Here is an 11,891-nt window from a genome sequence, read left to right on the forward strand (position 1 = left end):
TCAGGTCACCGCATTGCGTTTGTGGAATTCCGGCTTGTCCCAAGCCTTCGTTTCCATGATGTCAGCAAGGATTTTGACCGCACCGTCGACATCAGCGTTGTCGATATAAAGCGGGGTAAAGCCAAAGCGGATAATATCGGGTGCGCGGAAATCGCCAATCACACCGCGCGCAATCAAGGCCTGCATGACGGCATAGCCCTGATCGAACTTGAACGATACCTGCGATCCGCGTTCGTCAGGATTGCGCGGGCTTGCCAGCTCCAACATCGGACAGCTTGCCTCAACCCCCGCGATGAACTGTTCGCACAGCTCGATGCTGCGTTTGCGGATATCGGCCATTTCAACGCCGTCCCACGCCTTCATGGCCTCTTCCAACACGGTCATCTGAATGACCGGCGGCGTACCAACGCGCATGCGCGAAACATCCGGTGCCGGGGTATAATCGGGATCAAAGGCAAAGGGTGCCGCATGACCAAGCCAGCCCGAAAGTGCGGGGCGAGCGACCTTGGCATGGTCCGGCCGGACATAGATAAAGGCCGGCGCGCCTGGACCACCATTCAGATATTTATAGGTGCAACCAACTGCGAAATTGGCATTGCATCCGGTCAGATCAACCGGCACTGCCCCGGCCGAATGCGCCAGATCCCAAATCACCAGCGCACCGGCGGCATGAGCCAGATCGGTGATACGTTTCATGTCATGCATGCGTCCGGTGCGATAATCGACCTGGGTCAACATCAGAACCGCCAGATCTTCGTTGATGAGGCTTTCGACGTCTTCGGGGTTCGGTGTTTTAAGCACATACCCGCGATCAAGCGATTTGATCAGGCCATCGGCCATGTAAAGATCGGTCGGAAAGTTGCCGTTGTCTGAAACAACCACCTTGCGATCCGGGCGCATTTCAAGCGCGCTTGCCAAGGCCTGATAAACCTTGATCGACAGGGTATCACCCATCACGACAGTCCCGGGTGCCGCCCCGATCAAACGCGCGACAAGATTGCCGACTCGTTCGGGCTGCGCCATCCATTTGGCATCGTTCCAGCCACGGATGAGCATTTCCCCCCATTCCTGTTCGATCATCTCCTTGGCACGGTTGGCGGCGGTTTTTGGCAGCATGCCAAGCGAATTCCCATCAAGGTAAATCACACCTTTTGGAATATGGAACAGGGATTTGGTGGCGGCAAAGTCGGTCATGCAGACGGTTCCTGTTTCAGTCTGAAGCGCTGGATTTTTCCAGTCGCGGTTTTTGGGAGCGCCTCGATAAAGACGACGGAGCGCGGATATTTAAACGGCGCGATCGTCGCTTTTACATGATCCTGGAGCGCGTTGGCCATCTCGGGCGTTGGTTTGAATTCGGCCGCAAGAACGATATGGGCCTGAACAATGGTGCCACGTTCTTCATCGGGCGCACCAATCACTGCACATTCGGCAACAGCGGCATGGGCAAGAAGGGCTGCCTCGACCTCTGGCCCGGCGATGTTGTATCCCGAGGAGACAATCATATCGTCGTTGCGTGCAGCAAAGTGATAGTAGCCATCTTCATCGACATAAAACGCATCCCCGGTCAGGTTCCAGCCATCGCGGACATAAACATGCTGGCGCACATCATCCAGATACCGGCACCCGGTCGGACCACGCACCGCAAGCCGGCCAACGGTTCCAACCGGCATTTCATTCATCTTGTCATCGACAATTTTGGCTTCATATCCCGTGACCGGGCGGCCGGTGCAGGCCGGGTGGCTGTCGCCAAAACGGTTGGAGATAAAGATATGAAGCATCTCGGTCGCGCCAATGCCATCAAGCATCGGTTTACCGGTTTTCTCCATCCAGGCTTCATAGACCGGCGCAGGCAGGGTTTCACCCGCCGAAACCGCGGCGCGGAGCGACGAAAGATCAGCCCCCTCTTCCATCGCGGACAACATCACGCGATAGGCGGTCGGTGCAGTAAAGCAGACCGTGGCCTTATAGGTTTCGATGATTTCAATCATGTTGGGCGGGGATGCCTTTTCAAGCAAGGTCGCCGTCGCCCCGAACCGCAGCGGGAAGATCGCAAGCCCGCCAAGGCCAAAGGTAAAGGCCAGCGGCGGCGATCCGACAAACACGTCATCGGGCGTCACGTTCAGCACTTCCTTGGCATAGCCATCAGCAATGATCAGAAGATCCCGGTGGAAATGCATGGTCGCCTTGGGGCTTCCCGTGGTGCCCGATGTAAAGCCAAGCAAGGCAACATCATCACGCCCGGTATTGACCGCGTCAAACTTGACCGATTTGGTCAGTGCAATGCGATCCAGTTCCGCATCGTGGTTGGCCGTACCGTCAAACCCAATGACCTTTTTAAGAAACTTGCTATCCTTGGCGCACGCCACCAGTTCATCCATCAGGCGCGTGTCACACAGGGCAAATTCGATCTCGGCCTTATCAACGATCTGACCCAATTCGCCCGCACGCAGCATCGGCATGGTATTGACCACAACCGCACCAGCCTTGGTCGCTGCCAGCCAGCAAGCCACCATCGCCGGGTTATTGGCCGAACGGATCAGAATACGGTTGCCCGGCTTAACACCGTAATCCTCGACCAGGGCATGGGCGATCCGGTTGGTCCAGTCGGACAATTCCTTATAGGTACGCTGTCGACCATTGCCGATCAGGGCTGTGTTATCCCCAAACCCCTGTTCGACCATCTTGTCGGTCAGTTCGACCCCGGCATTCAGATATTCGGGATAGTCAAACCCATCCAGATTGATTTCCGGCCATTCTGCAAACGGGGGTAATTTATCCCGTGTGAAGCTATCGGTATGTGCGGTTGGTCCGAGCATTGTGAAGTCCCTGATACAGCCATTATTACGCCAGCGTTTGCCGTGCGATGATTATTTTCTGGACGTCGGATGCGCCTTCATAAATACGAAGAGCGCGGATTTCCCGGTACAGCGTTTCAACGATGTGGCCGCTGCGCACACCATCGCCGCCATGAATTTGCACCGCCTTATCAATGACGGTTTGTGCATGATCGGTTGAATAAAGTTTGGCCATTGCCGCCTCGCGACTGACCCGTGGTGCGCCACTGTCCTTAAGCCAGGCGGCGCGATACACCAGAAGGGCGGAGGCATCGATATCAAGCGCCATGTCAGCCACATGCCCCTGCACCATCTGCAGATCAAAAAGCGGTGCGCCAAACAGTTCGCGTTCCTGAACACGGTTGACGGTTTCATCCAATGCACGTCTGGCAAAGCCAAGGGCCGCCGCCGCCACGGTGGAGCGGAAAACATCGAGGACCGACATCGCAATTTTAAACCCGTCGCCACCATTACCCATCAGGGCTGCGGCCGGGATACGGCAATCGGTAAACTTCAAGCGTGCCAACGGATGCGGGGCAATGGTGTGCAGACGTTCCGCAATTTCAAAGCCCGGAATGCCTGCCGGGACGACAAAGGCCGAAAGACCCTTGGCACCAGGCGCCTCACCCGTACGGGCAAACAGGCAATAGAAATCGGCAATCCCACCGTTCGATATCCAGGTTTTCTCGCCATTCAGGATAAAGTCATCGCCATCGCGTTTGGCCTCAAGCGCGATATTGGCAACATCAGACCCCGATTGCGGTTCGGTCAGGGCAAAGGCGGCAATCGCCTTGCCGGAACGGACTTTGGGCAACCAGGTATCTTTCTGGTCTTTGGTTCCGAACAAGGAGATTGCGCCACTCCCCAACCCCTGCATCGCAAAGGAGAAATCAGCAAGCGCGTCATGGCGGGCCAGTGTTTCGCGGATCAGGCAAAGCGATCTGACATCAAGCTTTGATCCAGCATTCTCCGGATCAATCGCCGCATGACGCAGCCAGTCACCACTGGCCAGACGCGCGACAAGATCACGACAGGCAGCATCGACATCTTCATGATTGATGCCCTTGATGTTGGCCGTGGCCCAGTCATCAAGCTTTGCCGCCAGTTCACGATGGCGGTCTTCAAAGAATGGCCAATCAAGATAGGTCGTATCTGCCATCAGTCGCCCTCGAACACCGGTTTTTCCTTGGCAACGAATGCCTTGTAGGCGCGATTAAAATCCTCGGTCTGCATACAGATCGCCTGCGCCTGGGCTTCGGCCTCAATCGCCTGTTCGATGGACATGTTCCATTCCTGGGCCAGCATGGTTTTGGTCATCATGTGACCAAAGTTCGGGCCCTTGGAAATGCGGGTTGCCAGTTCGATGGCCTCTGCCTCAAGAACGTCTGCGTCGACAAGGCGGTTATAAAAGCCCCAGCGTTCGCCTTCCTCTGCCGACATCGATCGGCCGGTATAAAGAAGTTCTGCCGCCCGGCCCTGACCGATAATGCGCGGCAGGATGGCGCATGCCCCCATGTCACATCCGGCAAGCCCAACACGGGTAAACAGGAAGGCCGTTTTCGATGCCGCTGTCGCCAAGCGCAAATCAGATGCCATGGCAATGATGGCCCCGGCGCCCACACAAACACCATCCACGGCCGCAATGACCGGCTTGCCACAGCCGATGATGGCCTTGACCAGATCACCGGTCATGCGGGTGAATTCCAGAAGGCCCTTCATGTCCTTGTCGATCAGCGGACCGATAATGTCATGCACATCCCCGCCAGAGCAGAAATTGCCCCCGTTCGCCCCAAACACGACCGCCTTGACGTCATCGGCATAGACCAGATCGCGGAAAGTATCGCGAAGCTCCGCATAGCTATCAAAGGTCAGCGGGTTCTTGCGGTCCGGACGATCAAGGGAAATGACCGCAACGTCGCCTTCCATGCGCCAGTTGAAATGCTTGGGCGTGATGTTTGCCATCTTAGTCATTGTGGGGCGCCTCGTTAGGGTGGGAAATGTTGCGAAGGATACGGATCAGGGCATCGGCATCGCCCGATGACAAATCATCAAACAAATCCGAAACCCAACCTTCATGCACCAGCGCACGTTCGGCGAAATCCTTTTCACCGGCCGGGGTCAGGCGGACAATCGATGCCCGGCGATCATTCTCGACCGGCAGGCGGACGACAAGACCCTCGGCCACCAGACGATCAACGATCCCGGTCACATTGCTGTTTGAGACCATGAGCGATTTTGAAAGCTCGCTCATGCGCATGCCATCGCGTTCCCGGTAAAGGGCAGCCAAAACATCAAAGCGCGGCAGGGTGGTATTGAATTCCGTGCGCATCTTTTCGCGCAGCTCGCCTTCGATCTGGCGCGACACCTTAAGGATCTGCAGCCAGGCCCGCAGACGTGCCTTGGACAGATCAGACGTTTCGTTTCCCGCCTGTTCGGAAAGCCCTTCGGACTTGTTCATGTTCATACTTCTCCTCCCGAAACGGAAATCGTCTGTCCCGTTATCGATGCCGCGTTCGGGCTGCATAGCCACATGACGGTGTCAGCCACTTCTTCGGGCTGAATGAACCGGTTTTGCGGATTGATTTTGGCAAGGCTTGCGCGCGCGGCCTCATCGGTCATGCCGGTCTTGGCCACGATGTTTTCCACCGATTTCGCCAGCATCGGCGTTTCCATGAAGCCCGGGCAAACGGCATTGATCGTGATCGGGCTGTTGGCCAACTCAGCCGCCATGCCCTTGACCATGCCGACCACACCGTGCTTTGCCGCGCAATACGCCGTGACATAGGCATAGCCTTTCAGACCAGCGGTCGAGGCGATCGAAAGCAACCGCCCCGGCTTGGCCTTGTCCATGACAGCCAGCCCTTCGCGAAACGTCAAAAACGTCCCGGTCAGATTGACATCCATGGTGCGTTGCCACAGATCAACCGACGTTTTGCCAAGTGGCGCACTTTCGGCCATACCGGCATTGGCAATCACCAGATCCGGCGTACCGACCACATCGACCATGGTTGTAAACATGTCGCGCACCGATGTTTTATCGGTCACGTCCGCCACGATGGCGGTGATGTTCTCATGTTCGGCAACCTCGGCCAGCACATCTGATCGCCGTCCGGAAACAACAACCTTCACACCGGCATCGGCCAGCATCCGGGCCATCACGGCCCCGACACCGGACCCGCCGCCAGTGATCAATGCGTTATGAACGGCAAGATCGGTCATCGGTGCTTATACCTTTCCGGTCATGGTTTCAGCCCGCTCAGCCAAACGGCACATCTGATCGCGCCCGGCGTAATATGGCGCTGGCCAGTTTTCCGTGCGGTTGCCAAGGGCGGCCCCTTGATGCAGCGTCCAATACGGATTGGCCAGATGCGGGCGTGCCAGACAAACAAGGTCGGCACGACCGGCCATCAGGATCGAGTTGACGTGATCGGCCTCGTAGATATTGCCAACCGCCATGGTCGGAATTTCGGCCTCGTTGCGGATACGATCCGAGAACGGCGTCTGGAACATGCGGCCATAGACCGGCTTGGCATCGGTCGTCGTCTGGCCGGCCGAAACGTCACAGATATCGACGTCATTGGCTTTCAGCATTTTGGCGATCTCGACCGCTTCTTCTGGCGTAATACCGGCTTCTCCGACCCAGTCATTTGCGGAAATACGTACCGACATCGGCTTGGCTTTGGGCCAAGCCGCACGAACCGCGTTGATGACTTCAAGCGGATAACGCATCCGGTTTTCAAGCGATCCGCCATATTCATCATCGCGGATATTGCTGACCGGACTGATGAAGGATGACAAAAGATACCCGTGCGCGGCATGAACCTCGATCATGTCAAAGCCTGCACGCTCTGCCATTTCGGCCGATGCGACAAACTGGTCACGGACCATATCCATGTCTTCGCGGGTCATGGCCTTTGGCACCGCATTGCGATCCGACCATGCGATGGCCGATGCTGACATCAGCGGCCAGTTACCATCCTTAAGCGGTGCGTCTATTTCCTCCCAGCCCAGCTGGGTGGAACCCTTGCGCCCGGAATGCCCTATCTGCATACAAAGCTTGGCATCGGTTTCGGCGTGAACAAAATCGGTGATGCGTTTCCAGGCCTGCTCGTGGCTGGCGTCATAGGCGCCCGGGCAGCCCGGCGTGATCCGCCCTTCTGGCGAGACACAGGTCATCTCGGTATAAACCAGCCCGGCACCACCTTTGGCACGCTCGGCGTAATGCACCAGATGCCAGTCGGTCGGGCAGCCATTAACCGCCTTGTACTGCGCCATTGGCGAGACAACGATACGGTTCTTAAGCGACATCTCGCGCAACTGATATGGCACAAACATCGGATGGCGCACCGGCTCGGACGCAGGCAAACCTGCCTGTGTCTGGAACCATTTCTCTGCCCCCTCAAGCCACTTGGCATCGCGCAGGCGCAGGTTTTCATGGCTGATGCGCTGCGATCTGGTCAGAAGCGAATAGGTAAACTGGGTCGGATCAAAATCGAAATAACGTTCGATTTCTTCAAACCACTCCATCGAGTTGCGCGCAGCAGACTGCAGACGCAGAACCTCAAGACGGCGTTCGTCCTCGTATTTGTCAAAGGCCGACGTCATGTCGGGCTCTGAATGCAGGTAATTGGCCAGCGCAATTGCGCTTTCAAGTGCAAGCTTGCTGCCCGATCCGATGGAAAAATGCGCGGTTGCCGCCGCATCGCCCATCAGAACGATGTTTTCATGCGACCAGGTCTTGCAAAGGACCCGCGGGAAGCTCAGCCAAGCTGATCCGCGAATGTGGTGCGCATTGCTCATCAATGGATGACCGCCAAGATGATCCTTGAAGATGGCTTCGCAGGTCGCAACCGACTCTTCCTTGCTCATCTCGCCGAAACCATAGGCATCCCATGTACCTTGCGTGCATTCGACAATGAAGGTCGCGGTCTCGTCATCAAACTGATAGGCGTGCGCCCAGACCCAGCCCTTGTCGGTTTCTTCAAAGATAAAGGTAAAGGCGTCATCAAATTTCTGATGCGTACCCAGCCAGACAAATTTGCATTTGCGGGTATCGATATCGGGCTGGAAGTGGTCTGCCAATTCGGTGCGGGTTTTGGAATTCAGACCATCACTGGCAACGACCAGATCAAATTCCTTGGCGTAATGCGCAGCACTTTCGGCTTCGGTCTCAAAACGAAGCTCAACCCCCAGTTCGCGTGCACGTTCTTGCAACAGGATCAGAAGCTTTTTACGGCCAATGCCACAGAAACCATGACCGGTAGAGATCGTCTTTTCGCCGCGATACTGAACCGCAACATCATCCCAATAGGAAAAGCTGGCGCGAATGGCCTCGGCACTTTTGCCATCATTCTCGGCCAGATTGTCCAGCGTCTCGTCAGACAGCACCACGCCCCAGCCAAATGTGTCATCGGGCTTGTTGCGTTCAATCACAACAACCTCATGCGCGGGGTCGCGCAATTTCATCGAGATTGCAAAATAAAGTCCCGCAGGACCGCCACCCAGACAAGCTACTCTCACCAGCTTTTCCCTTCCTGATTTGTTTGGTTGTTTCGGGAAACTGATAAAACGGTACGCCTCGATTTCATTTATTTCAAGCACAAATATTTTAGGTTTGAAATATTTTCAGATTTGCCTAGAATTTCCCCCATAATCACAATGCGCCCTGCACCGTAACGTGGCGCACCACTCAGAATTTCAGGGAACCGACCATGATTACCGACTGGGACGATGCTTATGCCAATGGCGATTACATTGCCGATGCCGCAACCTATCCGGAACTTTGGGCGACCCAATCGGCAACGTTTCGCGATGCTTTAACGAACGATGATCGCGCCCGGCTCGACATTGCCTATGGCGATGCGCCGCGCGAAAAATATGATCTGTTCCTGCCGACCGGAACGGCCAAGGGCCTCGTGGTGTTCGTGCATGGCGGCTATTGGAAGGCGTTTGATAAATCAAGCTGGTCGCATCTTGCCAACGGTGCGGTTGCCAGGGGCTGGGCTGTTTGCATGCCAAGCTACACGCTTGCCCCCGATGCGCGTCTGCCAAAGATCACCGCGCAGATCGCGGCGGCCATAACGCACGCAGCCGATCAGATCGATGGCCCGATCCATATCACCGGTCATTCTGCCGGCGGGCATCTTGTCAGCCGTATGGTATCTGACACATCCCCCCTTTCCGCCCAGGTTCAGGCGCGGATTGAAAACACCGTCTCGATCAGCGGCTTGCATGATCTGCGCCCGCTTCTCAAGACCACGATGAATGAAACCCTGCAGCTTGATGGGGATGAGGCCGCGCGTGAAAGTACCGCCCTGCTAAAGCCCGCCTTGCCGTGCTCGATCACCTGCTGGGTCGGGGCGGATGAACGCCCGGAATTCGTCCGTCAGAATGATCTGCTTGCCAATATCTGGACCGGCCTTGGTGCCAGCACGCGCGCCGTGCATGCGCCCGACAAACATCATTTCAATGTCATTGCCGATCTTGCCGATCCCGACTCAGACCTTGTCGCCTGCCTGCTCACCCCGATCCGTGCTGAGGACGTATAATATGTCGACCGTCACCCTCACATTCGAAAACGCCATTGCCTTTATTACGGTCAACAATCCGCCGATCAACGCTACCAGCCATTCGGTGCGTAGCGGCCTCGTCAATGCGCTTGATCAGATTGACAGTAATAATGACATCCGGGCCGCGATCCTGATCTGCGACGGTAAAACCTTTATCGCCGGTGCCGATGTCAGTGAATTCGGCCAACCGCCGAAAGCCCCTATCCTGCCCGACGTGATCAAACGTCTTGAGGCCACCACCAAACCAATCATCGCCGCCATTCACGGCCACGCCCTTGGCGGCGGATTGGAAGTTGCCCTCGGCTGTCATTACCGGATTGCTGACAGCAAAGCCAAACTCGGCCTGCCGGAAGTCAATCTCGGCCTGATCCCGGGTGCCGGCGGCACGATCCGCTTGCCTCGCCTGGTCCCGGCCACAGAAGCTGTTACCATGATCACCAGCGGCAAACCCGTAACGGCTACCAAGGCCAACCAAATCGGCCTGTTTGATGCCATTACCCATGGCGCGCTCCGCGACGCTGCCCGCGATTTCGCCAAGACCATACTGGATCGCGAAATACCCAAGCCGCTTTTACTGCACGGTCCCGTAAATGCGCCCAGTGCCACCGAATGGGATGACATTACTGCTAGCACGAAAAAGAAAGCACGCGGTCAAATCGCCCCGCTTGCCGCCATTTCGGCCATTCGCACCGGGATTGAGCAAGGCCCTGATGCCGGGCTTGCCTATGAGCGAAAAAAATTCGTTGAGCTGCGCGACAGCGATCAGTCAAAGGCGCTCCGCCATATCTTCTTCGCTGAACGCTCAGTTGCCAAACTGCCCGAACTCAAGGGCGTCTCCCCCAACCCACTCCATCAGATCGGCGTCATCGGCGGCGGCATCATGGGGGCGGGTATCGCAACAGCCTCCCTGCTTGCCGGCTATGACGTCACCATCATTGAACGCGATGAAGATGCCTGTGCCAATGGCCGCGCCACCGTCGAAAAGCACCTGTCAGGCAGCCTTAAGCGCGGCCTGATCAGCCACGAGTGCTTCGATGCGCTCATGACTGCCCTTTCGACCAGCACCGACTACGCCGCCTTGGCCGATGCAGATCTGGTGGTCGAGGCTGTGTTTGAAGACATGGCCGTCAAACATGACGTGTTTGGCAAACTCGCAAAGCATTGCAAGCCCGATGCAGTCCTGGCCTCCAACACGTCCTATCTCGATATCAACGAAATCGCGGCAAACTGCGCACATCCAAACCGCGTGATTGGGCTGCATTTCTTCTCGCCCGCCCATATCATGAAGCTGTTGGAAGTCGTGCGCACCGAGAAGGCGGACGCCAAAAGCCTCGCAACCGCGTTTGCCTTCGCACGCGACCTTGGCAAGATCGCTGTCCCCTGCGGCGTCTGTGATGGCTTTATCGGCAACCGGATCATGTCGGCCTACCGCAAGCATTGCGAATACATGCTCGAAGACGGCGCGCTCCCCCATCAGATCGATGCCGCCATGGTCGAATTCGGCTTCCCAATGGGCCTGTTTGCCATGCAGGATATGGCAGGCCTCGAAATTTCCTGGGCCACCCGCAAACGTCTCGCCCCCTTCCGCGATCCGTCCGAACGCTACGTGGCACTTGGCGATTGTCTCTGTGAAATGGGCCGCTTTGGCAAAAAGAACGGCCTTGGCTGGTATCGCTATGATGAAAATGGCAAGGCTCAGCCGGACCCGGAAGTCGATGCGCTGGTGATCGCCGAGTCAGAAAAGAAGGGCATCACACGCCGTGACTTCACCAAAGCCGAAATCATGGATGTGATCCTTGGGGCAATGCGCAGCGAAGGTGACAAGATCCTTGCTGAGGGCATCGCCAACAACGCAGATGCCATTGATGTGGTGATGATCAATGGCTATGGCTTCCCAAGACATAAGGGCGGGCCGATGTTTATGACTGCGAACGAGGATTAGGCGAGAATTGCGGGGGCAGGATTAGTCTCCGCCCTTCGGGCTCCGCCAGCTCCGGCCTGTGGCCTTCGCAAAGAACCTGCAAACAGGCATTGGCCTGTTTGCGTTCTTCCAATCCGCATACACCCGACAAACGAACATTAAAAAAGCAGCGGTGTTAAGTGTCAAGGACCGCTGCATGATATATGCGCATCCTTGCGTTTGCCCTTACAATGATTTTGCGCATGACGGCGACAAGCGCGACCTTTCCGGGTTTTCCCTTTTGTTTGAGGCGTTGGTAGAAGGCTTTCATCTCCGGATCGAAGCGAATAGCAGGTAGTGCGGCGACATAGAGAACGTCGCGCACCTGTTGTCTGCCGCCGGCAATCGTTCTTTTGCCCCGCATGAGGCCGCTATCACGATTGAGCGGTGCCACACCAACCAGTTTGGCAATCTGGCCTTTGTCCAACCGTCCGAGTTCAGGCAATCCAGCCAGCAGGAAGCAAGCGGTTCTCATCCCGATACCTTTCAGCGACATCAGAACATTTGCCTGAGCCTGCAAGTCCTCAT

The 11,891-nt window shown here is 56.5% G+C and carries 9 protein-coding genes and 1 pseudogene (1 of these 10 only partly in view); 2 read left to right on the forward strand and 8 right to left on the reverse strand.

All coding sequences use genetic code 11. The annotated features are described in order from the left end of the window. The 7 genes from kynU to ACXAF0_RS15290 are packed head-to-tail and all read right to left on the reverse strand — an operon-like array spanning position 1 to position 8,354. The gene (kynU, locus tag ACXAF0_RS15260) at positions 1-1,194 is read right to left on the reverse strand and encodes a kynureninase (protein WP_475346709.1); all 1,194 of its coding nucleotides are present in this window, start codon (positions 1,192-1,194) and stop codon (positions 1-3) included. Then, complete coding sequence (locus ACXAF0_RS15265; RefSeq protein ID WP_475346710.1) at positions 1,191-2,816, reverse strand: AMP-binding protein; 1,626 nt, start codon at positions 2,814-2,816, stop codon at positions 1,191-1,193. The genes kynU and ACXAF0_RS15265 overlap by 4 nt, the downstream gene beginning before the upstream one ends. A 25-nt stretch (positions 2,817-2,841) precedes the next feature. Continuing rightward, positions 2,842-3,993: an acyl-CoA dehydrogenase family protein gene (locus ACXAF0_RS15270; RefSeq protein WP_475346711.1), complete on the reverse strand. Its 1,152-nt coding sequence runs from the start codon at positions 3,991-3,993 to the stop codon at positions 2,842-2,844. Continuing rightward, positions 3,993-4,805 (reverse strand): enoyl-CoA hydratase family protein, encoded by an 813-nt coding sequence (locus ACXAF0_RS15275; protein WP_475346712.1) that lies wholly within the window; start codon positions 4,803-4,805, stop codon positions 3,993-3,995. Before ACXAF0_RS15275 ends, ACXAF0_RS15270 begins: the two co-directional genes overlap by 1 nt. Beyond that, positions 4,798-5,292 carry a MarR family winged helix-turn-helix transcriptional regulator gene (locus ACXAF0_RS15280; protein ID WP_475346713.1) on the reverse strand — a complete coding sequence of 165 codons (495 nt, stop codon included), beginning with the start codon at positions 5,290-5,292 and terminating at the stop codon, positions 4,798-4,800. Before ACXAF0_RS15280 ends, ACXAF0_RS15275 begins: the two co-directional genes overlap by 8 nt. 2 nt (positions 5,293-5,294) lie before the next feature. Next, the gene (locus ACXAF0_RS15285; protein ID WP_475346714.1) at positions 5,295-6,053 is read right to left on the reverse strand and encodes an SDR family NAD(P)-dependent oxidoreductase; all 759 of its coding nucleotides are present in this window, start codon (positions 6,051-6,053) and stop codon (positions 5,295-5,297) included. A 6-nt stretch (positions 6,054-6,059) separates the two neighbouring features. Continuing rightward, entirely contained in the window at positions 6,060-8,354 is a 2,295-nt protein-coding gene (locus tag ACXAF0_RS15290; protein ID WP_475346715.1) for a bifunctional salicylyl-CoA 5-hydroxylase/oxidoreductase, read from the reverse strand. Positions 8,355-8,545: 191 nt separating this feature from the next. Here ACXAF0_RS15290 and ACXAF0_RS15295 point away from each other — a divergent pair, with 191 nt between their 5' ends. Then, entirely contained in the window at positions 8,546-9,382 is an 837-nt protein-coding gene (locus ACXAF0_RS15295) for an alpha/beta hydrolase (protein WP_475346716.1), read from the forward strand. A 1-nt stretch (position 9,383) separates the two neighbouring features. Continuing rightward, complete coding sequence (locus ACXAF0_RS15300; RefSeq protein ID WP_475346717.1) at positions 9,384-11,345, forward strand: 3-hydroxyacyl-CoA dehydrogenase NAD-binding domain-containing protein; 1,962 nt, start codon at positions 9,384-9,386, stop codon at positions 11,343-11,345. A 154-nt stretch (positions 11,346-11,499) separates the two neighbouring features. On the opposite strand, the pseudogene ACXAF0_RS15305 reads toward ACXAF0_RS15300, so the two are convergent. Beyond that, a pseudogene (locus ACXAF0_RS15305) lies at positions 11,500-11,891 on the reverse strand (IS110 family RNA-guided transposase) (it continues 546 nt past the right edge of the window).

This window comes from Thalassospira sp. ABD4_177 (assembly GCF_056160125.1).